The sequence below is a fragment of the Tenggerimyces flavus genome, assembly GCF_016907715.1.
Taxonomy (GTDB): Bacteria; Actinomycetota; Actinomycetes; order Propionibacteriales; family Actinopolymorphaceae; genus Tenggerimyces; species Tenggerimyces flavus.
In genome coordinates, this window is sequence record NZ_JAFBCM010000001.1 from 1,020,138 (window position 1) to 1,042,572 (window position 22,435).

At 68.7% G+C, this 22,435-nt stretch carries 23 protein-coding genes and 1 pseudogene; 7 read left to right on the plus strand and 17 right to left on the minus strand.

Features of this window, described 5'->3' with window-relative positions; genetic code table 11:
• Nucleotides 1–7: 7 nt before the first annotated feature.
• The 5 genes from rplI to JOD67_RS04880 form a co-directional block, all read right to left on the minus strand.
• Nucleotides 8–454 carry a 50S ribosomal protein L9 gene (gene rplI, locus JOD67_RS04860; RefSeq protein WP_205115629.1) on the minus strand — a complete coding sequence of 149 codons (447 nt, stop codon included), beginning with the start codon at nucleotides 452–454 and terminating at the stop codon, nucleotides 8–10.
• Nucleotides 455–468: 14 nt separating this feature from the next.
• Entirely contained in the window at nucleotides 469–705 is a 237-nt protein-coding gene (gene rpsR / locus JOD67_RS04865; RefSeq protein WP_205115636.1) for a 30S ribosomal protein S18, read from the minus strand.
• Nucleotides 706–864: 159 nt separating this feature from the next.
• On the minus strand, nucleotides 865–1,371 hold the full coding sequence (locus JOD67_RS04870) for a single-stranded DNA-binding protein (RefSeq protein WP_205115638.1): 507 nt from the start codon (nucleotides 1,369–1,371) through the stop codon (nucleotides 865–867).
• 18 nt (nucleotides 1,372–1,389) lie between these two features.
• Entirely contained in the window at nucleotides 1,390–1,680 is a 291-nt protein-coding gene (rpsF, locus tag JOD67_RS04875; protein ID WP_205115640.1) for a 30S ribosomal protein S6, read from the minus strand.
• A 214-nt stretch (nucleotides 1,681–1,894) separates the two neighbouring features.
• On the minus strand, nucleotides 1,895–2,143 hold the full coding sequence (locus tag JOD67_RS04880) for a hypothetical protein (protein WP_205115641.1): 249 nt from the start codon (nucleotides 2,141–2,143) through the stop codon (nucleotides 1,895–1,897).
• A gap of 138 nt (nucleotides 2,144–2,281) precedes the next feature.
• Between JOD67_RS04880 and JOD67_RS04885 the strand changes: the two genes are divergently transcribed.
• Entirely contained in the window at nucleotides 2,282–3,079 is a 798-nt protein-coding gene (locus tag JOD67_RS04885; RefSeq protein ID WP_205115643.1) for a deoxyribonuclease IV, read from the plus strand.
• Here the strand turns inward: JOD67_RS04885 and JOD67_RS04890 are convergent.
• On the minus strand, nucleotides 3,076–3,861 hold the full coding sequence (locus tag JOD67_RS04890; RefSeq protein ID WP_205115645.1) for a class I SAM-dependent methyltransferase: 786 nt from the start codon (nucleotides 3,859–3,861) through the stop codon (nucleotides 3,076–3,078). The genes JOD67_RS04885 and JOD67_RS04890 overlap by 4 nt on opposite strands.
• Nucleotides 3,862–3,922: 61 nt before the next feature.
• Here JOD67_RS04890 and JOD67_RS04895 point away from each other — a divergent pair, with 61 nt between their 5' ends.
• Together JOD67_RS04895 and JOD67_RS04900 are read left to right on the plus strand one after the other, a co-directional pair.
• Entirely contained in the window at nucleotides 3,923–5,050 is a 1,128-nt protein-coding gene (locus tag JOD67_RS04895; protein WP_205115653.1) for a lipid II:glycine glycyltransferase FemX, read from the plus strand.
• Between the two features lie 2 nt (nucleotides 5,051–5,052).
• Nucleotides 5,053–6,090, plus strand: coding sequence for an alanine racemase (locus tag JOD67_RS04900; RefSeq protein ID WP_205115655.1), 1,038 nt, complete (start codon nucleotides 5,053–5,055; stop codon nucleotides 6,088–6,090).
• A 440-nt stretch (nucleotides 6,091–6,530) separates the two neighbouring features.
• Here JOD67_RS04900 and JOD67_RS04905 read toward each other — a convergent pair whose 3' ends face one another.
• From JOD67_RS04905 to JOD67_RS04945, 9 genes are all read right to left on the minus strand, one after another.
• Nucleotides 6,531–6,701: a hypothetical protein gene (locus JOD67_RS04905; protein ID WP_205115657.1), complete on the minus strand. Its 171-nt coding sequence runs from the start codon at nucleotides 6,699–6,701 to the stop codon at nucleotides 6,531–6,533.
• Nucleotides 6,702–6,707: 6 nt separating this feature from the next.
• Nucleotides 6,708–6,947, minus strand: coding sequence for a methyltransferase domain-containing protein (locus tag JOD67_RS04910; protein WP_205115658.1), 240 nt, complete (start codon nucleotides 6,945–6,947; stop codon nucleotides 6,708–6,710).
• A 112-nt stretch (nucleotides 6,948–7,059) separates the two neighbouring features.
• A complete protein-coding gene (locus JOD67_RS04915; protein WP_205115659.1) occupies nucleotides 7,060–7,764 on the minus strand; it encodes a hypothetical protein in 705 nt (234 codons plus the stop codon).
• Between the two features lie 45 nt (nucleotides 7,765–7,809).
• Nucleotides 7,810–9,006, minus strand: coding sequence for a mannosyltransferase family protein (locus JOD67_RS04920; protein ID WP_205115661.1), 1,197 nt, complete (start codon nucleotides 9,004–9,006; stop codon nucleotides 7,810–7,812).
• Nucleotides 9,003–10,436: a glycosyltransferase family 87 protein gene (locus JOD67_RS04925; protein WP_307782279.1), complete on the minus strand. Its 1,434-nt coding sequence runs from the start codon at nucleotides 10,434–10,436 to the stop codon at nucleotides 9,003–9,005. Before JOD67_RS04925 ends, JOD67_RS04920 begins: the two co-directional genes overlap by 4 nt.
• Before the next feature lie 94 nt (nucleotides 10,437–10,530).
• Nucleotides 10,531–12,789: a transglycosylase domain-containing protein gene (locus JOD67_RS04930; RefSeq protein ID WP_205115663.1), complete on the minus strand. Its 2,259-nt coding sequence runs from the start codon at nucleotides 12,787–12,789 to the stop codon at nucleotides 10,531–10,533.
• A gap of 92 nt (nucleotides 12,790–12,881) precedes the next feature.
• Nucleotides 12,882–13,295 carry a DUF5318 family protein gene (locus JOD67_RS04935; protein ID WP_205115665.1) on the minus strand — a complete coding sequence of 138 codons (414 nt, stop codon included), beginning with the start codon at nucleotides 13,293–13,295 and terminating at the stop codon, nucleotides 12,882–12,884.
• 350 nt (nucleotides 13,296–13,645) lie between these two features.
• On the minus strand, nucleotides 13,646–14,284 hold the full coding sequence (locus JOD67_RS04940) for an SGNH/GDSL hydrolase family protein (RefSeq protein ID WP_205115667.1): 639 nt from the start codon (nucleotides 14,282–14,284) through the stop codon (nucleotides 13,646–13,648).
• A gap of 13 nt (nucleotides 14,285–14,297) precedes the next feature.
• A complete protein-coding gene (locus JOD67_RS04945; RefSeq protein ID WP_205115677.1) occupies nucleotides 14,298–15,329 on the minus strand; it encodes an aminoglycoside phosphotransferase family protein in 1,032 nt (343 codons plus the stop codon).
• 87 nt (nucleotides 15,330–15,416) lie between these two features.
• On the opposite strand from JOD67_RS04945, the gene JOD67_RS04950 reads away from it, so the two are divergent.
• Nucleotides 15,417–15,965 (plus strand): PadR family transcriptional regulator, encoded by a 549-nt coding sequence (locus JOD67_RS04950; RefSeq protein ID WP_205115679.1) that lies wholly within the window; start codon nucleotides 15,417–15,419, stop codon nucleotides 15,963–15,965.
• Between the two features lie 70 nt (nucleotides 15,966–16,035).
• Nucleotides 16,036–17,115 (plus strand): inositol-3-phosphate synthase, encoded by a 1,080-nt coding sequence (locus tag JOD67_RS04955; RefSeq protein ID WP_205115683.1) that lies wholly within the window; start codon nucleotides 16,036–16,038, stop codon nucleotides 17,113–17,115.
• 67 nt (nucleotides 17,116–17,182) lie between these two features.
• Here JOD67_RS04955 and JOD67_RS04960 read toward each other — a convergent pair whose 3' ends face one another.
• Nucleotides 17,183–18,325 (minus strand): epoxide hydrolase family protein, encoded by a 1,143-nt coding sequence (locus JOD67_RS04960; RefSeq protein ID WP_205115685.1) that lies wholly within the window; start codon nucleotides 18,323–18,325, stop codon nucleotides 17,183–17,185.
• A 62-nt stretch (nucleotides 18,326–18,387) separates the two neighbouring features.
• Between JOD67_RS04960 and JOD67_RS04965 the strand changes: the two genes are divergently transcribed.
• Nucleotides 18,388–19,395, plus strand: coding sequence for a helix-turn-helix transcriptional regulator (locus tag JOD67_RS04965; RefSeq protein ID WP_205115691.1), 1,008 nt, complete (start codon nucleotides 18,388–18,390; stop codon nucleotides 19,393–19,395).
• 343 nt (nucleotides 19,396–19,738) lie between these two features.
• A pseudogene (locus tag JOD67_RS04970) lies at nucleotides 19,739–20,854 on the plus strand (MFS transporter); the annotation flags it as partial.
• Between the two features lie 112 nt (nucleotides 20,855–20,966).
• Here the strand turns inward: JOD67_RS04970 and JOD67_RS04975 are convergent.
• The gene (locus JOD67_RS04975) at nucleotides 20,967–22,409 is read right to left on the minus strand and encodes a CCA tRNA nucleotidyltransferase (RefSeq protein WP_372442360.1); all 1,443 of its coding nucleotides are present in this window, start codon (nucleotides 22,407–22,409) and stop codon (nucleotides 20,967–20,969) included.
• Between the last annotated feature and the right edge of the window lie 26 nt (nucleotides 22,410–22,435).

Below are 22,435 nucleotides of genomic sequence, written 5' to 3' on the forward strand. Positions count from 1 at the left end.
ACCGTACTTAGGCTGAGACGACCTCGACGGACAGCGTCGCCGACAGCTCCGGGTGGAGCCGGATCGACACCTGGTGGGAGCCGAGCGTCTTGATCGGGTTACCGACCTCGATGCGCCGCTTGTCGATGTCCGGGCCGCCGGACTTCTTCACCGCGTCGACGATGTCGGTGACGGTGATCGAGCCGAACAGCCGGCCGGACTCGCCGGAACGCGCCGGCAGCTTGACCTTCAGCGACTCGAGCTGACCCTTGACCTCCTTGGCGTAGCCGAGGTCACGGATCTCCCGAACGTCGCGGGCCTTGCGGATCGAGGCGACCTGCTTCTCGCCGCCCTTGGTCCAACGGATCGCGAAGCCACGCGGCACGAGGTAGTTACGGCCGTAGCCGTCCTTGACCTCGACCACTTCGCCCGGTCCGCCGAGACCGCCGACTTCCTGGGTGAGGATGAGCTTCATGTTCGTCCTCCCCCTTAGCGAGCGGTGCTCGTGTAGGGCAGCAGGGCCACCTCGCGCGCGTTCTTGATCGCGACGGCGACGTCCCGCTGGTGCTGAGTGCAGTTACCGGTCACGCGCCGGGCACGGATCTTGCCGCGGTCGGAGATGAACTTCCGCAGCAGGGTCGTGTCCTTGTAGTCCACATAGGAGATCTTCTCCTTGCAGAACACGCAGACCTTCTTCTTGGGCTTGCGAATCGGTGGCTTGGCCATCGTGGTGCTCCTTTCAGAGCCCCGCTCGCGCGGGAATGGTCACTTCTTACTGTGGCTGTATTGAACGGTCGCGGCCTCGGCTCGCAAGTTTCGCTACGCCGCGCCGCGCACGTGTCGCGTGGATCGGGCTTCGCTGCTTAGCCGAGCCGAACCGCGACGCTAGAACGGGGGCTCGTCCTGCGCGGGCGCCTGCTGTCCCCACGGGTCCTGCTGCCCGCCGCCTTGCGGAGCGGACTGCTGCTGCCGGGGTGCGGGCGTCTGCCACGGGTCGTCCCCGCCGCCGCCGTACCCGCCCTGCGAACGCTGGGTCTTGGTGACCTTCGCGGTCGCACTGCGCAGGCTCGGGCCGACCTCGTCGACCTCGACTTCGAACACGGTGCGCTTCTCGCCCTCGCGGGTCTCGTACGAGCGCTGCTTGAGGCGGCCCTGAACGACCACCCGCATGCCGCGCTGCAGCGACTCGGCGACGTTCTCCGCCGCCTGGCGCCAGACGTTGCAAGTGAGGAACAGCGTGTCGCCGTCCTTCCACTCACCGGACTGACGGTCGTACGTGCGCGGAGTCGACGCGAGCCGGAAGTTCGCGACGGCCGCCCCCGAAGGGGTGAAGCGCAGCTCGGGGTCGTCGACGAGGTTGCCGACGAGGGTGATGACTGTGTCGCCTGCCATGAACGGGCTCCGGTCGTACTAGCGGACGTCGGGGCGGATGACCTTCGTCCGCAGCACCGACTCGTTCAGGTTGAGCTGACGGTCCAGCTCCTGGACGACCGAGGGCTCGCACGTCAGGTCGACGATGGCGTAGATCCCCTCGGACTTCTTGGCGATGTCGTAAGCGAGCCGACGACGGCCCCAGACATCGACCTTCTCGACCGCGCCGCCACCCTGACGGACGACAGTGAGGTACTGGTCCAGGGATGGGGCGACGGTGCGCTCCTCGAGCTCGGCGTCGAGGATCACCATGACTTCGTACCGACGCATGGGTTAAGTCCACCTCCTATGGACTCGGCGGCCACGCCGTTGCGGCGTGACAGGAGGGCGTACGGATGGATTCGTGCTCAGTGATGCTCTGTGTTACTCAGGCTTGGCGACACGATGCTCACACCACCAGTGCTCGACCAAGCCAGCCGCAAGATTACCAGGCGCCCACGGATCTCCGTGGGCGCCTTGTGGATGGAGCGGTTTGGGGCTGCGGTTACCAGCGGCGATGACGGCCGCTGCAGCGCGTGACCTGGAGCGTGTCGGTGCCCTCGTGAGCCAGCATCGACTCGTGGCTGAGTAACTCGTGACTGGAATGACTGTCGTACAGGGAAGTAGTGGAACGTCGGGCTCCGGCGACAACGAGCTCGAGTTCGGCCAACGGCTCTAGCAAGGCAAGGGCGCGCACCGCTTGGTCGTCGTCGAGCCGGTCGACGAGATGGTGCAGCTGCTCTCTGGCGGTCACCATGCAGATTCTGCCCGGTGTGTCCCGATTCGCTGTCGTGCAACGCCGGGGAAAGATCACAATTCGTGCACGAAGGCCCACATATTGCTACTCCGGGTGTGTGACTGCTTGTCGGTGCGGGGACGTAGAGTCGCCGGCATGACCAGCCTTCTCCTCGGTGCACACGTCGACCAGGAAGATCCGCTCGCCGCGGCGCGGGAGCGATCCGCTGACATCGTGCAGTTCTTCCTTGGCGATCCGCAGGGGTACAAGGGGCCGAAGTTCGCCTACGCGGGTGGGGCGGACGGGCTCAAGGCCGACGCGTCGGCGGCGGGGGTAGGGCTGTACGTGCACGCGCCGTACCTCATCAACGTGGCGACGACGAACAACAAGATCCGCATCCCGTCCCGCAAGCTGTTGCAGCAGCACGTCAACGGTGCCGCTTCGATCGGCGCTCGCGCCTTGATCGTGCACGGTGGGCACGTGGGTGGCGACGACGAGCTCGACACGGGTTTCGACAACTGGCGCAAGGCCGTGGACCAGCTCGACCAGAAGCTGCTGGTGCTGATCGAGAACACCGCGGGCGGCGACCACGCGATGGCGCGGCATCTGGATCGGATCGCGCGGTTGTGGGACGCGATCGGTGCGGCTTCGGGTGGGGACTCGATCGGGTTCTGCCTGGACACCTGCCACTTCCACGCCGGTGGCGAGGAGCTGGCCTCGGTCGTCGATCGGGTGAAGGCGATCACCGGGCGGATCGATCTGGTGCACGCGAACGACTCGATGGACCCGTTCGACTCCGGGCGCGACCGGCATCAGAACCTCGGCAAGGGCGAGATCGACCCCGCCGACCTGATCGCGGTGATCCGCGCGGCTGGCGCACCGGTGATCGTGGAGACGCCGGCCGAGAACGCCGGCCAGACCGCCGACGTGGCCTGGCTGCGGGAGCAGCTCTAACGCGTGCCGCGTGCGTAGATGACACCGGCGTCGAGGACCTCTGCTTCGTTGCCGGCCAGGTGGTCGGCAAGCGCGTTGCCGTAGTCGCGCTGGAACGTGGTGCGCTGAGCGTCGGTGAGGCTCGCCATGGCGTCCCGGTGGGGGCCGTCGACGTGCACGTCCCAGGCCCTGGTGAGGTCGTAGGCATCGAAGCGGACGGTCTCGACGACGGGCTCGAGCGGCTCGAAGCCCGCCTCGCTCAGCGCGTCGGCGCAGCGCTCGACCGTGCCCAGTCGCTCGGCGGGATCAGGGAGCGCGAGTCCGTACGTACGTCCGAGGTCTCGGAACAGCCGAGCGGCGAACGGGTGACCCCTCCGCATCGTGGAGAACGCGACGACTCCGGCCGGCGCCAGGAGTCGGTGCCACTCGCGCAGGGCGGTGTCGACGGGGAGATAGAGCAGCCCCGCCGAGCACAGGACGCGGTCGAACGACCCGTCGGCGAGCGCCGGGAGCGAGCTGGTATCGGACTCGACGAACTCGACGTTCGGCACGCCCGCCGCTCGAGCTCGGGTGAGCATCGCGGGAGAGAGGTCGACGCCGACGATCCGCCCGGCGTCCCCGACGACGCGAGCCGCCGCGAAGGCAGCGTGCCCGGTGCCGGTGGCAGCGTCGAGTACGCGCATCCCCGGCTCGAGGCCGGCGACCTCGACGAGTCGCTCGGCATAGCGGACATGCCACGCATCCCGGTCGTACGTCGCGGCACGCTTCTCGAAGCCCGCCGTGCGGGCTTTCGCCGGCTCCATGGTCCCTCCCGGGGCTAGACCCGATCTGCCTTGATCCACGTGTGCGGGTAGCCTCGCGGGCGTGGCACTCCGGGTCAGAACGATTACCGCCGACGAGCATCTCGCGTTTCTCGCGACTTCGCCCGCCAGCTTCCTCCAGACGCCTGCGTGGGGTGAGGTCAAGCGGGAGTGGCGCGCGGAGTCGGTGGGGTGGTTCGACGAGGCGAACGCTGACGAACTGCTCGGTGCGGGGCTGGTGCTGTACCGGCGGCTGCCCAAGATGCGCCGCTCGCTCGCGTACCTCCCGGAAGGCCCTGCGATCGACTGGTCCGACCCTGATCTCGGCCGCTGGCTGACCCCGCTCGCCGAGCACGCCACGAAGCAGGGCGCGTTCGGCATCCGGATGGGCCCGCCTGTCGTCACGCGGCGCTGGTCGACGCCGGTGATCAAGGCGGCGCTGGCGACCGGCGACACGACGCGGCTCGGCGACGTCCCTCCGACCGAGGAGGGCAAGACCGGCCAGGAGGTCGTCGAGCAGCTGCGTACGCTCGGCTGGCGCGCGCCGGCGGAACGAGCCGGCGGGTTCGCGGCGGGCCAGCCGCGGTACGTCTTCCAGCTCCCGTTGAAGAATCGCGACGAGGCCGACATTCTCGCCGGCATGAACCAGCTCTGGCGGCGCAACATCAAGAAGGCCGCGAAGTCTGGTGTCGAGGTCCGCCAGGGCACGCCCGAGGATCTGCCGGCGTTCCACGCGCTGTACGTCGAGACCGCGCGCCGCGACCACTTCACGCCGCGCCCGCTCGCGTACTTCCAGCTGATGCTCCGTTCGCTGCTCGCCGAGGATCCGGACCGCATCCACCTCTATCTCGCTTACCACGAAGGCGATCTGGTCGCCGCGACGACGTGGGTGAAGGTCAACGGGCACGTCTGGTACTCCTACGGCGCCTCCTCGACCGCCAAGCGCGACGTCCGCGGCTCCAACGCGATCCAGTGGCGGATGATCAGCGACGCGCTCGAGCACGGCGCGGACGTCTACGACCTGCGCGGAATCACCGACACGCTTGACGATTCCGACCCGCACGTGGGGCTGATCCAGTTCAAGCTCGGCACCGGCGGCGAGGCGATCGAGTACGTCGGCGAGTGGGACCTGCCGATCTCGAAGCTGCTGTACGGCGCGTTCGACCTGTACATGCGCCGCCGGGGAGGCTGACCGTGCCGCTCACGTTGTACGTCGACGGCGACAGGTGGCGCGCGCATCAGCGTTCGGTCGTCGCGTCGTTCCCGGGGATCGTGCCTGTGTGTAAGGGGAACGGGTACGGGTTCGGCAACGCGCGGCTCGCGGCCGAGGCGCAGGCGTTGGGTGCGGACCTGATCGCGGTCGGCACGTACGAGGAGGTGCCCGCGGCGGCCGAGGTCTTCGACGGCGAGATCCTCGTGCTCTCGCCGTGGCGGCCGTTCGTCGAGATCGCGGACAAGCATCCGGTGATCCACACCGCCAGCCGTTTGGCGGACCTCGAGGCGCTCGCCGAGCCCACTGGGCCGAAGCCGCGGGTGATCATCGAGCTGCTCACGTCGATGCGCCGGCACGGGATTCCCGCCGCGGAGCTCGACCAGATCGCTCCGCTGCTCGATGGTGTGGATTCGCTCGGTTGGGCGTTGCACCTGCCGTTGACCACCGCGGGTGCGCACGGCGCGGAGGTCGAGCGGTGGATCGGGCTTCTGCGCGCCGCCGGACTGCCGTTGGAACGGCTGTTCGTCTCGCATGTGACGAGCGCCGAGCTCGCCTCGCTGTCTGCCAAGCACCCCGAGCTGACGATCCGGCCGCGCATCGGCACCGCGCTGTGGCTGAAGAAGGACCAGCTGTACCGCGCGCAGGCCCACGTCCTCGACGTGCACCCGGTCAAGCGCGGCGATCGCTTCGGCTACCGCCAGCGCCGCGTGCCCGGCGACGGATCGATCGTCGTCGTGGCCGGCGGCACGGCGAACGGCATCGCGCTCGAAGCCCCCAGCCACGTCGCCGACCTGCGCACCCGCGCGAAGGTCCTCGCCGCCAGCGGCCTCGAAGCCGCCGGCCGCGCCCTGTCGCCATACACGATCGCCGGCCGCCGACGCTGGTTCGCCGAGCCGCCTCATCAGCAGGTCAGCATGATCTTCGTCCCCAGCAACATCGCCGTGCCGGCCGTGGGAGACGAGCTCGACGTGAACGTCGGCATGACGCTGACCACATTCGACCGGATCGTGTTCAGTTAGGTCGTGTCTGGCAAATAGCGCCGGTCATCGCGCGTAGCGCGATGGCGCGCGGCGCCCCGCGCCCGGCTGGGCGTGGTGCAGGAGGAATTCATATTGGTTATATGGGTGACGAGGTGCACCGCGGCCAGGCGGGATGTGGGGTGTCGCGCGCCAGGCGATCTTTGACAGACACGGCCTAGCCTCGGGATCTCAGATGTTGGTGGGCGAAACTGGCCTGTGAAGGACAGAAGTGCCTGTCCTGCTGGGGAGACTGGGCGTGCGACGTCTCAAGCGATCCGAGCGGGATGGCACTCCGTAGGTGAAGCGTCGTGGTCGCCTTACCCGGCCAGCTGCCCCCTTACCTGGCGTCCACCCCACGTAAAGCGGCCAATGATCATGTAAACATGATCGTTGGGCCCAGCGCGGACCGGGCGAACCCACCGCCAGATGAAAGATCGAGGCTAGAGCAGCTCGAACTCCCACACCACCACAACCGGCGTCCCCGCGATCGCCCTGCTCACCGTCTCGCCATACGGCAACCCGCGCGGCCACGGCAGCGGCTCGCACAGCGGGCGCGCAAGGACCCTCGCATCGCCGGACCTGCGAATCCCGCGGGAGTGCCGCCAGGTCATACGAGGTCAGGTGCACTCCAGAAATACCGCCTGCGCCAAGGTCAACGCGCAGACGACCGAGTCGAATCGCTCGTCAGGGAAGAGCAAACGCGCCGGCGACCGCGACCGCACTGCCTCGAGCATCTCCGGCGACGAGTCGACCCCAGCCACCTGATGCATAGCCGATGCCCGGCCGAGGCGAGGAAGGACGCGTGCCGGCAGCGCACCGAGAATCTCCTGCACCACCGGCTGTTCCACGTCGATCATCTGGTTGCCCGGCGCGTCGTACGTCGGCGCCCAGGCCCGGTACCCCTCGACGGTCGTGAGCGGCTCGACCTCTACCGCCGAGCCGGCCGCGGCAGGATCGGCCAGCCCGGCGTCACGACAGCGGGCGGATCCAGCCCACGGGGGTGCTCTGGTAGCGCTGGCCCATCGGGTTGTCCGACAGCACCGACAGGAGCTCGGCGGCGGGCAACCCGCCGCGGGAGACGGCACGGATGCTGCCGCTGCGGTCGTTGACGTCCACGATCGCGACCGGCGTGCCGAGCTGGGACTCCAGCTCGGTCACGAGCTCCAAGGCCTGCGTCTCCGCCAACCGTGGCAGCAGGGTCTGGGCGTAGCGGCCGTGCATCCCGTCCAGGTCGCGTGCCTCGGGGCCGGCGATCTTGTAGAACGTTCCGCGCACGCCGAACGGACGCGTCACGCCAGCGGCCACGCAGGCGAACAGGAAGCGGGGCATGCCGATCCGGTTCGCGACGAACTGCCAGCGGGTTGGCACGTTCTGGGAGACGTCGTCGCCCAGCGGGCGAACGAACTTCGCCGCGACCTTCGCGATCCGGCCGACCTTCACCGTCGACGCGTCGACGGTCGCACCCGCCGCCACGATCGCCACCTTCTCGGTGACGAACGCCGTCCCGGCTCCTGACTCCAACCGCGACCCCAAAGCCTGCCGGAAGACCGAGGCGAGATCGGTCGGTCCCTCGAACCAAGGCGTACGAGCGAGCACTCGCTGGTAGTCGCGGCCGCCCCGGGTGACGGTCTCGTCGATCGTCACCTCGTACACGTTCGCCACCTGGTCCGACATCCCGCTCCCTCACAGCTCTCGGCGGCAGTCACGATACCCGCGCGGTTACCCGGCCCACTTTCCGGTCAGGTACGCCGCCGCCCACAACCCGCATAACGGCAACGAGATCACCAGGTACGCGCGCCAGACCCACTTCCGCCGGGTCGAGATCGCGGCCAGCAACATCCACAACGGGAACCAGATCAGCAACGCGCGCGGCACGGAGAAGAACCAGTACGAGGTCGCGAACGCCGCCACCTGGATGCCGACCCAGGTCGCCTCGCCCCACCGCTTCCACGCCAGCAACGCGATCGTCAACACGACGCCGACCAGCACCGCGACGAGCTCGGCCCGGTACATCCACTCGAAGTTCGCCTGCACCGACCCCGGCACCTCGAACTGGGTCTTGCCGATCGCGACGTTCCAGGTGTTGACGAACGAGTCGATCGGATTGGTGAAGCCGCGGTACCAACCCTTCGACTGCGCGTGGTACCAGGCCAGCCAGTCGCCCGTCGCCGACTTCAGATAGACCATGTACGCCAGCACGGGGATCGTCGGGAGCGCCAGCCACAACCCCTGCAGCCACGATCGACGCCGGCCGGACGTGAGGAACTCCACGCCCAACGCGATGATCAGGAAGATCCCCGACACCCGGACGGTCGACGCGCCCGCCGCGAGCAACGCGGCTGGGAGCCAGCGCCCCTGGCGCGCGCACAACCAGGCCGGGATCGCGAAGCCGAGGAACAGAGCCTCCGTGTACGGCGCGGCGAGGAAGATCGCCGGCGGCGCGATCATCCACGCGAGCGCCGCCATCCGCCCCGCACCGGCGCCGAACTCCGACTCGGCCAACCGGGCCAGCGCCACGGCCGCGACTCCGCCGGCGACCAACGACACCAACAGACCGACGAGCATCGTCGGCAGCCCGATCGCGTGCCCGGCGCCGAGGACCATCGGCAGGCCAGGAAAAAACGCCTCCAACTGCGACGCCCCACCGAAGTAGCCCTTGGTCGCGATGCTCTCGAAGTGCAGCACGTCCCACTGCCGCCATCGGTCCAGCCAGGCGGCCGGCGCGGTGTCGCCGGCGAACAGCCAAGGCGCGCTCACCGAGATCACGAACACGCCGAGCCGAGTCAGCACCCACCAGCCGAGCACCTCGACGTCGAGGGGACGGAGCCGGGTGGCGACGATGATCCGGTCGAGGAGCGGCAGCGGCGCGGCCTCGACCGTGTCCTCGGCGGGATCGTCCACCCGGCGGGTCGTCATGCGACGGCGCCCTCTCGTACGCGGGCCTGCCGCGCCCGATTCAGCCGGCGCACCCAGGCCTTGTCCGGCGCGTGGTCGAACGATCCGCCGCCGGGGTCGTCGCTGACGCCGTCACGCCGGAGCGGGTCGTGGACCGGGTGCAGGATGTCGCGGATCACCATCACGGCCAAGTACACCAGGGCGCCGAGCCGGGCGAGAACCGCGAGCCAGTACAGGCGATCCGGCGCGTTCGGCGCGGCCGGCGCGAGTTGCTGCCCGATGTGCAGCCAGATCGCCGCCCAGTAGAAGACCTCAGCGGACTGCCAGATCAGCCAGTCGCGCCAGCGGGGCCTGGCGAGCGCGAGGAGAGGCAGCAGCCACAACGCGTACTGCGGCGCCAGCACCTTGCCGAAGATCAGGAACGCGACGACGGTGAGGAACGCGAGCTGCGCCAGCCGCGGCCGGCGCTGCGCCCGGAGCGCGAGGATGCCAATGCCCAAGCAGGCAAGGCCGAACAGGACCCACGAGATCACGTTGAGGTGCGAGATCCGGTTGCCGGACAGCGCGAACACGTACCAGAGCGAGCCGTAGTCGGCGCCGCGCGACAGGGTGAACGACCAGTAGTGCAGCCAGCTCTGGGTGGCGAGCAGCATGATCGGCAGGTTGACGATCAACCAGGTCGCGAGCCCCGCCAGCAAGGTACCGAGCCAGATCCGTACCTGGCCGGACCGCACCGCGAGCACCAACAACGGCCCGAACAGCAGCAGGGGAAAGAAGTTCGCCGCCACGCCGAGCCCGAGCAGACAGCCGGCGAGCATCGGATGTCGGCGCGACCAGGCGAGCAACGCCAACGCGGTCAGCCCGATCGCGACCAGGTCCCAGTTGATCGTGGCGGACAGCGCGAGGACGGGCGCCGCGGCGACGAACAGTCCGTCGTACGGCCGGTCCGGCACCACCTTGCTCACCGCCCACACGGTGAGCAGCCCGAGCAGGAACATGACGACCACGTTCACGTCGAAGAACAGCACGCCGTCGCGTACGGCGTCACCGCTCCCGAGCCAGTGCGTGAGGGTCGCGCCGAGCTGCATGATCGCGCCGGTGAGCACCGGGTACTCGAGGACCGGATAGTTGCCGCGGTCGAGGTAGGCGATGTTGCCCTGCGAGAAGCCGCGCTCGCGGTACAGGTGCGCCATGTCGCTGTAGCAAAGATGGGTGAACGACACCTGCGACTGACGCGACCAGCCCTCGTCGTGGCAGGGCGCCTTCTGCACCAGGCCGATCACGAACATCGCGGTGGTGACCAGGAACATCACCACGATCGGCGACCAGCGGGAGACACCGATCCGCGCGTGCACCCCGATCGGACCGCCCAGCCAGGACGTCGCCATCCGGGCGATCGGGTCCTCACGCGACTGGCTCGTGTTCAGGACCGTGCCCAGCTTGCTGAGCACGGTTCGCCCTTCACTACCCACTCACACGCCCCCAAGCCATCAGCCTGCTCCCCCGGATCGAGGGACCAATGCTGCCGTACGGCCCTCGGCAACGTTACGGCGCGCCGTCATCTGGTGACGGGTTGCCGTCATCGCCCGGCGGCGGGCTCGGCGCCTTCGTGGGCGGCGGGCGGGACGGGCCGGGACCGGGGTCCGGATCCTGGGTCGGCGGCGGGTCCGACGGGTCGGGATCGGGGTCGGGTTCCTTGGTCGGCGGCGGGTCCGACGGCGACGGGTCCGGGTCGGGTTCCCGCGTCGGCTCCTTGGTGGGTTCCTTCGTCGGCTCGCGGGACGGTGTCGGGTTCGGCGTGCTGTCGTCCGGCCGTCCCGTACGCGTGGGCTTCGGCTTGGGGTTGACGGACTTGCCGAGCCACGCCGGCTCGTCGAACTCCTGGATCGGCTGGCCCTCCAGCGCCGACTTCATGTACGTGGTCCAGATCTGCGCCGGATACCGGCCGCCCGTGAACTGCTCCAGGCCGCCCACGCCGTCGAGCGACTCCAGGCCGCCGTCGCCCTCCCGGTAGAAACCGACAGCGGTCGAGAGCTGCGGAGTGAAGCCGACGAACCAGGCGGTGAGGCCCTCGTGCGTTCCCGTCTTCCCGGCGGCCGGCCGGTCGAGGTCCTGCGCCCGCTTGCCCGACCCCTTCTCGACGACCTGGGAGAGCGCGTACGTCACGTCGCGTACGACGTCCTCCTTGAACTCGCGCTTGACCTCGGTCGGCGCCTCGTACGCGACCTCGCCGGTCCGCGTCGTGACCTTCGCGATGAGGTGGGCCTTGGCTCGTTCGCCGCCGGCGGCGAACGTCGCGTACGAGTTCGCCATGTCGACGGTGTTGACCGAGGCGGACCCGAGCGCCACCTGCGGGTTGTCCTCCAGGCCCGGGCTCTCCTTCGGTACGCCCGCGCGGATCGCCGCGTCGACCACCTTGTCCGCGCCGAGCTCGTTGACGGTCAGGTCGACGTACGCGGTGTTGATCGAGTCCTCGGTCGCCCTGAGCAGGTCGACCGAGCGGCCGTAGTCCTCGTCGCCCTCGTTGTTGACCTTCACGCCCTCGGCCTCGAACGGGCTGTTGCCCGCGAACCGGCTCTTCAGCGAGACGCCCTTCTCCAGGGCGGCCGCGAGGGCGAACGGCTTGAACGACGAGCCCGGCGGGATCTTCGCCTGGGTGGCGTCGTTGAACTGCCGGCGCAGATAGTTCGTGCCGCCGAACATCGCGACGACCTCGCCGGTGTGCGGACGTACCGACGCGCCGCCGGCGTGCACGCGCGCGGCGTCGTCCGGGAACTCCTTACTGAACGCGCTGACCATGGCCGCCTGGGCCTTGGGGTCGAACGTCGTACGTACCCGCAGGCCACCCGCCTCGATCTCACGCTCGGTGAAGCCCAGCGAGAGCAGCTCCTTGCGAGCCGCGACCAGCAGGTAGCCCTCGGGTCCGTCGTACTGCTCGTCGCGGGCGGAGGTCTTGATCGGCGGCATGCCGACCTTCTCGGCCGTCGCGGCGGGGATGTCGCCCATCGTGGCCATGCCGCGCAGGACATACCGGAACCGGCCCTCGAGCCGGGTCTTGTTCGCGCTGTCGATCGACGGGTCGTACAGCGCGGGCGCCCGGATCACCGACGCGATGATCGCGCCCTCCTGCGGGGTGAGCTTCTGGACGTCCTTGCCGAAGTACGCGCGGGACGCGACCTGGATGCCGTACGCGCCGCGGCCGAAGTAGATCGTGTTGAGGTAGTCCTGCAGGATCTGCTGCTTGGACAGGCTGCGCTGCACCTTGAGCGTGATGAACAGCTCGCGCACCTTGCGTTCCAGGGTGCGGTCCTGGGTGAGGTAGTAGTTCTTCACGTACTGCTGGGTGATCGTCGAGCCGCCCTGGATCTCCTGGCCGCGGGCGTAGGCCCACATGGCGCGGACGATGCCGGTGGGCGAGATGCCCTTGTCGGTCCAGAACGTGCGGTTCTCCGCGGCGAGCACCGCGTCCTGCACGTGCTTCGGGACCTGGTCGAGCGGGACCGTGATGCGGTTCTGGGCGGAGAACGTGCCGAGCACCTTCTGGCCGTCGCCCCAGTAGAGGATCGACGTGTTGGACGTGACCAGCTTGTTCGCGTCGGGGACCGGCGTGATCGCGTACCCGATCGCGAACGCAGCGGCGGCGCCGACCAGGCCGAGCACGATCGTGAACCCGATCCCGATGAGGACCTTCTTGACGCTCAGGCCCTTGCGCTTGCGCTTGCGATTTCCGCCACGCCGACCACCACGCCCGTCGTCAGGATCGGGCGCGTACTGGTCGGTGTCGAAGTAGTCGGTCCGCGTCACGTGGTTCCCCGGTGGCTAGGAGACAGCGGTGACAGCCGCAGCCCGCCCCAGTGCCCGAAATGCACCGGTGACGTGCGTACGACCGGGTCTGCTCAGTATTCGTCCTCGGCGGTGCGCTGCCGACGCGGGGGTCGCCTTGGCACACCGTCGCCCAGAACATACGACGTCGTGAGGTAGTTCCAGGAGCACCCCTGGCAGACCTCGACAACATAGACCGAGAACTCACCGTGTTGCCTGGCCATCGCTTCCAGCTCCGGCATGGTGCGGATCCTGCCGGAGTACTGACCGAGCTCGTCGCCGAACACGTACGTCACGTGGGTCAGCCGCTCACGGCGGCACACCGGACAGTCCAGGTCGGTGGGCTCGCCGTGGAACTTCGCGGCCCGCAGCAGGTAGGGGTCGGCGTCACAGACGTCCTCCATGACCGTCGCCTGCCCGCCCCGCAGGGCGCGCAGGGTCGCGCGCCGTTGGAGGCTGTAGTCGACGACCGACCGCTGGGACCACATGGCTCAAAATCGTACGTGCTCTCCAGAAAAGACTCCATGCTCAGCCCACGCGAGACGGAGAGCGCGGTGAACGTCCGGCACCGGCGAGACGGATATCAGACATCTTGCGCGGCTCTGACGAGGGATCGGAGGAGGACATCCAGCTCGCTGTCCGGGTCCGGTCCGGGAACGTGGGTGGCGAACACCTCGTCTGTCTGGGCTCTGGTTGCCAGCTCCTTGACGATCTGATCGCGGTGCCGACCACGATCGCGCCAGCGCCGTGGCGAGCACCGTGGCGGTGTCGTAGCTCGTCACCGGCATCGCGGCCCAGACAGCGAGAACGCCAGCCCGTTCGGCGCCTTCCATGCGTTCTACCGTCCCGCCGCCAGGTCTTCGCAGAGGCGCCAGGTCTCGCAGCGGATCAGGGCGGCGTCCTCGTTCGACAGCGCCTTGGGCTTCGCCTCGAGGCCGACCGGGTCCTCCTGCAGGAGCGCGATGAGGAACACGCAGGCGGCGAGGTACGTGCCGGCGAGGGCGGGGTGGCTGCCGTCGTCATCGTGCAGGACGGGCTGGTCGTGCTCGCGGAGGAACCGTTCCCAGACCATGCCGACGGGAACGAGCGTCGCGCCGAGCTCGGCGGCGATGCTCGCGTACGCGGTGGTGATCGCGGCCTGGCCGTCGGGCCGGTTCAGCCACGCCCAGGTCATGTACAAGGCGGTCTTCGCGCCGGCCGCCGTGATGAGGTCGTGCATTTCGCGGACGTTCTCGTGCATGCGCTTGGCGTTCTTGCCCGGCAGCGTGCTCTGTTCCTGGAGTACGACGACGTCGTACGCGTCGGCCTCGAGCGCGGCCGCGACGGCACCGGAGTTGAGGTGCTGGCGGAGGGACGCGCCGCCCGCCTGGACGAGCTTGTGCTCGATCGCGATGCCGCGTTCCTTGGCGAGGCGGGCCAGCAGAGCGGGCAAGTTGTTGCGCGCGGTGAAGCTGTTGCCGACGAACAGGATCCGCATTTCCCGGACCGTACTACGTGCGGGTCGTGTAGGGCGGCAGAGCGGCGAGGTCGATGTCGGCATCAGGCCACCGCTTCCGGAGCATCGCCGCACCGGCCAGCGTCCAGCCGGTCAGTGCCGGCAGGCAGCCGAACCGCTCGGCCGTCGCCGCGGCCGCCTCGAGCGTCGCGATCCGATGCGGCCGGCTCAACTCCCCCGCGGGCCGGGCGTCGATCTTGGGCAGCGTCGCGAACCGGCGAGCCGCCCAGACGAACACGCCACCGGCGACCGCGCGTCCGAACGTGCGGTCGTCCACCACGTCGAACTCGGCGCGATAGGCCGCCTCGAGCGGCGCCGGATCGTCGAGGGTGACCCACATCGGTCCCGGCGTGAAGATGTCGGTCATCTCCGCCAGCACGCTCCGAAAGCCGGCCGCTTCGAAGTCGATCAGCCGCCCGTCGCCAGGACCGAGGACGAGGTAGTTGTTCAGGCCGACGTCGCCGTTGGACAGCGCGAGGAACGGTCCCGGCTCGAGGATCTCCTCGATGACGGCGGCCAGCTCGTGCGCGGCAGCTGTGGACATCGGCACTCCGAAGTCCGCGAGGTGGTCGACACCGTCCTGCCACAGAGCGAGGAACGCCCCGCGGTCGGCGCTCGGATCCGCCCAGGCACCGAGGCCGGCGTAGTACTCCTCCGCGCGCCCGACGGTCGCCGCGTGCAGGCGGCCCAGCGTCCGGGCGAAGTCGACGAGCGCGGTGTCGTCGCCGTCCAGGAGCAGCTCGCGCAACGACGGCCGCGGACCGAGGTCCTCCATCACGAGCAGGCCGTCACCGGCGGCGAGGAGCTTCGGCGTGAGGCCGAGATCGGCAACGAACTCCAGCGCGGACCGTTCGGCGAGGAACCGTTCGGGCTCCGCCCGGTCGACGCCCTCGGCGCGGCCCCACTTCACGATCACCGTACGGCCGTCCGCCAGCGTCGCCCGCGCGACCTCCCACGGCGCGACCCGCTCGACGGACACGACGGGGACGCCGAGCAGGCGCTCGATCGTTGCGGCAGAAGGGGACACGAGCGGCCATTGTGCCAACGCTCTTGCCGGCGTACCGTCGCTCTATCGAGTCGATGTATCGGCTCGATACATCGAGCGGAGGTACCGATGCCGCGCCGGACCGGGGTGCTTGAGCTTGCCGTCCTCGGGCTGCTGAACGAGCAGCCGATGCACGGCTACGAGCTGCGCAAGCGCCTGGACAAGGTGCTCGGCTGGGGTCACTCGCTCTCGTACGGCTCGCTCTATCCGTGCCTGAAGACGCTCTCCCGGCAGGGGTTCCTCGACGAGGAGGAACCACCGACGCCGACGCTGAGCCGGCGGGCGAAGATCGTCTACCGGCTCACCGAGGCCGGCACCGCGCACTTCGCCGAGCTACTCGCCGACGCCGGTCCGTCCGCGCTGGACGACGAACGGTTCGGCGTGCACTTCGCGTTCTTCGCACGGACGGACGAGACGGTCCGCCTCCGCGTCCTGGAGGGCCGCAAACGACGACTGGAGGATCGCCTCGAACGGGTGCGCGCCCAGCTGCAGCGCACCCAGGAACGGTTGGACGCGTACGGCCTCGAACTCCAGCGCCACGGCCTGGAGTCCGTCGAACGCGAAGTCAACTGGCTAGACGGTCTGATCCGGACCGAGAAGAACAAAACAGCTCAGTAACGCAGGGGAAGACGCATGGCCGCGTACTACTGGTGCGGCCCGTTCCCGGCCGAGAGATGAAGGAGAACCCATGGGTTCGATCCGGGTTGCGATCGTCGGCGTCGGCAACTGTGCGACGTCGTTGATCCAGGGAATCCACTACTACCGAGATGCGGATCCGGCACAGAAGGTGCCGGGCCTGATGCACGTGCGGTTCGGCGACTATCACGTCCGCGACGTGGAGATCGTCGCCGCGTTCGACGTCGACGCGAAGAAGGTCGGCGTCGACCTCGCCGACGCGACGCGGGCGAGTGAGAACAACACGATCAAGATCTGCGACGTTCCGCCGTTGGGCATCACGGTGCAGCGTGGGCCGACGCTGGACGGGCTGGGCAAGTACTACCGCGAGACGATCACCGAGTCCGACGACCAGCCGGTCGACATCGTGTCGGTGCTGCGCGAGACCGGCGCGGACGTGCTGGTCTCGTACCTGCCGGTGGGGTCGGAGGACGCGGACAAGTTCTACGCGCAAGCCGCGATCGACGCCGGGGTCGCGTTCGTCAACGCGCTGCCGGTGTTCATCGCCACGGATCCCCAGTGGGCGGCGAAGTTCGAGGCTGCCGGCGTGCCGATCATCGGCGACGACATCAAGAGCCAGGTCGGTGCGACGATCACGCACCGCGTGCTGTCGAAGCTCTTCGAGGACCGCGGCGTGGTCGTCGAACGTACGTACCAGTTGAACTTCGGCGGCAACATGGACTTCATGAACATGCTCGAGCGCGATCGGCTCGAGTCGAAGAAGATCTCCAAGACCCAGTCGGTGACGTCGCAGATCCCGCGCGAGCTGGAGAAGCGGAACGTCCACGTCGGTCCGAGCGACTACGTGGCCTGGCTGGACGACCGCAAGTGGGCGTACGTACGGCTCGAAGGCCGCGCGTTCGGCGACGTGCCGCTCTCGCTCGAGTACAAGCTCGAGGTCTGGGACTCGCCCAACTCGGCCGGCATCATCATCGACGCGATCCGTGCCGCGAAGATCGCGAAGGACCGCGGCATCGGCGGGCCGATCACGTCGGCGGCGAGCTCCTTCATGAAGAGCCCGCCGGAGCAGTACTCCGACGACGAGGCGCGCGAGCTGGTGGAGAAGTTCATCCGCGGCGAGGTCGAGCGCTAGCGGGGATGTGAATGAGGGCGTCCCTCTATCGAAGAGATCGATAGAGGGACGCCCTGATTCGAAACGTTCAGGAGCGGAAGAACGTCCGCAGGTCCTCGGACAGGACGTCGGGGCGCTCCATCGCGGCGAAGTGGCCGCCGTCGGGGAACTCCGACCAGTGCACGATGTTGGAGTTGTCCCGCTCCGCGAACACCCGGACGGTCTTGAAGTCGTCCTGGAAGACCGCGACGCCGGTCCGCGACTTGTTCACCTCGGGCTCGCGCTCGGCGGCCGCCTTGCCCTCCTCGAAGTGGTAGCGGCCCGCCGTCGCCTGGGTGTTCGTGAACCAGTAGAGCGAGACCTGGGTGAGGATCTGGTCCCGCGACACCAGGCTGGTGCCGTCGCCGAAGTTGTTGAACAGCTCGCTGTACGCCAGCTGCCCGACCGGCGAGTCCGCGATGCCCGCGGCGACGGTCTGCGGGCGGGTTCCGTTCATCTGGTTGTAGCCGCCGACGGACTGGAACCACTTCATGTGCTCCAGCGCCGCGTAGTCCTTGGGCTCGAGCTTCTCGAACTCCGCCGGGTCACCGGAGGGGAAGGAGAACAGGTGCAGGACGTGCAGGCCGAGGAAGCCCTCCGGCTCCAGCAGGCCGAGTTCGCGGGAGACCATCGCGCCGCCGTCGCTTCCGTGCGCGCCGTACGACTCGTACCCGAGCTTGCGCATCAGCTTGTCGTACGTCTCCGCCACGCGCTTCATCGTCCAGCCACGTCCGGTGAGCGGCATGCTGTAGCCGAAGCCGGGCATCGACGGGACCACGACCGAGAACGCGTCCTCCGCCTTGCCGCCGTGCGCGACCGGGTCGGTCAGCGGGCCGATCATGTCCAGGTAGTCCACGAACGAGCCGGGGTAGGTGTGCAGCAGCAGCAACGGCGTCGCATTCGCCTCCTTCGACGGCACGTGGATGAAGTGGATCGTCTGCTCGTCGATCTCGGTGAGGAAGTGCGGGAACTCGTTGATCCGTGCTTCCTGCGCCGCCCAGTCGAAGGAGTTCCGCCAGTACTCGACGGTCTCCGCGAGGTAGCTGTTCGGCGTTCCGTAGGCCCAGTCGTCGGTCGGGGCGGGCTGCGGGAGCCGGGTCCGCGCGAGGCGCTCGTTCAGGTCGACCAGGTCGGCCTTGGAGATCTCGACGCGGAAGGGGCGGAGGTCGCTGGCGTTCGTCGTGTTCGTCATGACAGGAACGCTAAAAGCCGTATAGGAAGACTCGGTTCCTATTAACCCCTACGATTTTCCGCGTGCTCGAAACTTCTTCTCGACTGCTCGCTTTGCTTGCCCTGTTGCAGTCTCGGCCCTCGTGGACAGGGTCCGAGCTGGCGGAACGGTTGAGCGTCAGCGCGCGCACGATCCGCAACGACATCGAACGTCTGCGTGAGCTCGGCTACCCGGTCGAGGCGGTTCGTGGGCCGACTGGTTACTACCAGCTCGGCGCCGGCGCAAAGCTGCCGCCGCTGCTGCTCGACGACGAGGAGGCGGTCGCCGTCGCGATCGGCCTGCGCGCCGGGAGGGGCGTGCACGGGATCGAGGAGAGCAGTACGCGGGCGCTGGCCAAGCTCGAACAGGTGCTGCCACATCGGCTCCGGCGGCAGGTGACCGCGGTGCACGACGCGATGACGGAGGGTCCTGCGAACACCGGGAGCAACGTTCCGGACCCGATCGTGGACTCGGCCGTGCTGACGGCGATCGCCGCGTGCGTACGCGACCACGAGCTGCTCCGCTTCGACTACGCCGTACCCGAGGGCGAGCCGGTCACGCAGCAGCGCAACGACGCGTCCGCCCCGGTCGGCGACTGGCCGGTACTCGTGGAGCCGTACCGGCTGGTGAGCTGGCAGCGGTACTGGTACCTCGTGGCGCGCGGCACGGAGACGGGCACCTGGAACACCTACCGGGTCGACTGGATGACGTTGCGCATGGCCACCGGCCGCCGCTTCGAGCCGAAGGAGGTGCCGGGCGGCGACTACCTGGAGTTCGCGATGCGCGACGTGGCGATCTCCGGCTGGAAGGCACACGCGAGGATCACCGTCGCGGCTCCAGCGGAGGAGGTCCTGTCGAGAATCCACGCGGCTGTGGGCGTGGTCGAGGCGGTGGACGAGGCGACCTGTGTGCTGGTGACGGGAGCGGACAGCCTGGAGATCATCGCGGTCTATATCGGGATGCTCGGGTTGGACTTCACAGTGACGGAGCCGCCGGAGTTGGTGGAGCACCTGCGGACCCTCGGGAAGCGTTACCTGGCGGCGGTCGTCTAGGACGTCTTGCGTACGTCGGCGGTGCTGGCGGATGAGCACCGATGCCGCTTTACCTGGCGAGTGGGTGCTCTACGCGGGGTGTACGCCACGTAGAGCGGCAAATGATCATGTAAACATGATCATTTGCCGTCACCGGGGAGTCGATTGGGAGCCACTGGAGGGCCGTCCAGGAGTACCCCCGGCAGCCTGCTCGTCAGCCATGCCGGGACGCCACTCCGGCGCTCCAGCCACTTTCGCCCTAGGCACAGTCCTCTAGGCCAATGGCGGACGGAGCGTGCCGCGTCGTGTTCACGCTGTGGTCGGGGCACTGGCGGATTCACCTCGCGTGGCTAGCCTGCGAGACATGCAGTTCGCCAGGGACGTCCGCACGCTCCTCAGCTTCCGGTACTTCCGGCGGCTGTTCTCGGTGCGCCTCGTCTCCCAGTTCGCGGACGGCATCTTCCAGGTCGCGCTCGCGTCGTACGTCCTGTTCTCGCCCGAACGGCAGCCGAACGCGCTGGCCATCGCGCTGAGCTTCGCGATCCTGCTGCTGCCGTTCTCGGTGATCGGTCCGTTCTGCGGCGTCCTCATCGACCGCTGGTCACGCCGGCAGCTGCTCGTCTACACCAACCTGGCCCGCTTCGCCCTGGTCGCGCTCGTCGCGCTGGCCATCGCCCAGGGCGGCGATGGGCCGCTGTTCTTCGGGCTCGTGCTCGCCGCGTTCTCCATCAACCGGTTCGTGCTCGCCGCCCTGTCGGCCGCGCTCCCGCACGTCGTGCCCAAGGACAAGCTGGTGATGGCGAACGCCGTCTCGCCGACCTGCGGCACGCTTGCGTACCTGCTCGGCCTCGCCGCCGGCACCGGCATCACCACGGCCACCGGCTCCGACTGGGTCGTGGTCGCGATCGCCTCCGTGACGTACGTCGGCGCCGCCGCCCTGGCGCTGCGGATGCCGCGCAGGCTCCTCGGGCCCGACCTCGAGCAGGCCCGCCAGCAGGTACGGGAGGCAGTGAGACACATCGTCGCCGGTCTGGTCGACGGGACGAAGCACGTGCTGGCCCGCAAGCCCGCCGCGTACGGGCTCGCGGCGATCGGCGCGCACCGGCTGAGCTACGGCATCTCCACGATGGCGACGATCCTGCTGTACCGGAACACGTTCTCCCACGGCGACATCGAGGCCGGACTCGCCGGCATGGCGACGGTCGTGCTGATCTCGGGCGCGGGCTTCGGTACAGCCGCGTTCCTCACCCCGATCGCCGTCCGCAGAGTCGGCAAGCAGCAATGGATCATCGCGCTGCTCGTCCTCGCTGCGGTCGCGCAGTTCGGCCCCGCCGCGTTCTTCACGCCCGTGGGCATCTGCATCGCCGCGTTCCTGCTCGGCATCAGCGCGCAGGGCATCAAGATCTGCGTCGACACGCTCGTGCAGGAGAACATCGACGACGTCTACCGCGGCCGGGTCTTCTCCCTCTACGACGTGCTGTTCAACGTCGTGCTGGTCGGCTCGGCCACGCTCGCCGCGCTGGTGCTGCCGGCGAGCGGCAAGTCCTACCTCGTGCTGATCCTCTGCGGTGTCTGGTACGTCGCCACCGCGCTCATGTACCGGCGGCTGACTCGGGTTGTTCCCTCCACCATCGCAGCAGCTCCGCCCGAGCGGCCTCCAGTTCCTGTGGGCCCTGGTCGAGGCGGAACTCCAGCAGGTGGTTCCAGGCCCGTCCAACCACGCGGCCTGGCTTGATCCCGAGGATCTCCATGATCTGGTTGCCGTCCAGGTCGGGCCGGATCGCGGCGAGCTCCTCCTCCTCGGACAGCCGCTCGATGCGTTCCTCGAGGTGGTCGTACGTACGCCGCAACGCCGCTGCCTTGCGCTTGTTGCGCGTCGTGCAGTCCGCGCGGGTCAGCACGTGCAGCCGCTCCAGCAGCGGCCCGGCGTCGCGGACGTAGCGGCGTACGGCCGAGTCGGTCCACTCCCCGGTGCCGTAGCCGTGGAAGCGCAGGTGCAGCTCGACAAGCCGCGCCACCTGGTCGATCTCCTCGGCGGAGAACCGCAGCGCCTTCATCCGCTTGGCGGTCAGCTTCGCGCCGACCACCTCGTGGTGGTGGAACGTCACCCGCCCGTCGCCCTCGAACCGCCGCGTCGCCGGCTTGCCGACGTCGTGCATCAACGAAGCGAACCGCGTCACGAAGTCCGGCGACCCGTCGCCGATCCGGGACTCCATCGAGATCGCCTGCTCGAGCACGATCAGGCTGTGCTCGTAGACGTCCTTGTGCCGGTGGTGCTCGTCGACCTCCAGCCGCAGCGCGGGGAGCTCGGGCAACACCCGGTCGGCGAGCCCGGTGTCGACGAGCAGCTCCAGGCCGGCGCGCGGGTGGGCGCCGCAGACCAGCTTGACGATCTCGTCCTTGACCCGTTCGGCGGAGACGATCTTGATCCGGTCGGCCATGTCGGTCATCGCGGCGACGACCTCGGGCGCGACTGTGAAGCCGAGCTGGGACGCGAAGCGCGCCGCGCGCATCATCCGCAGCGGGTCGTCGGAGAACGAGTCCGCCGGCAGCCCCGGCGTCCGCAGCACCTTCGCGGTGAGGTCGGCGAGACCGCTGAACGGATCCACGACCTTCTTCTCCGGCAGCACCAGCGCCATCGCGTTCACCGCGAAGTCGCGGCGCAGCAGATCGCCCTCGAGCGAGTCGCCGTACGCGACGGCGGGCTTGCGGCTGTCCGGGTCGTACGAGTCCGCCCGGTACGTGGTGATCTCCACGACCCAGTCGCCCTTGCGCGCGCCGATCGTGCCGAACGCGCGTCCGATGTCCCACACCGCGTCCGCCCAGCCGGCGAGCAGCTGCTCGATCTGCTCCGGCCGCGCGCTGGTGGTGAAGTCCAGGTCCTTGCCGAGCCGGCCCAGCAGGGCATCGCGAACGGGCCCACCCACCAGGGCGAGCTCATGGCCGGCGGACTTGAACCGCTGGGCGAGGTCATCGACCACACCGGCGATCCGGACGAAGTCCAGGACCGCCCGGCGTTGGGCCTCGGAAAGCACATCAGACACGGGAGGACAGCGTACGT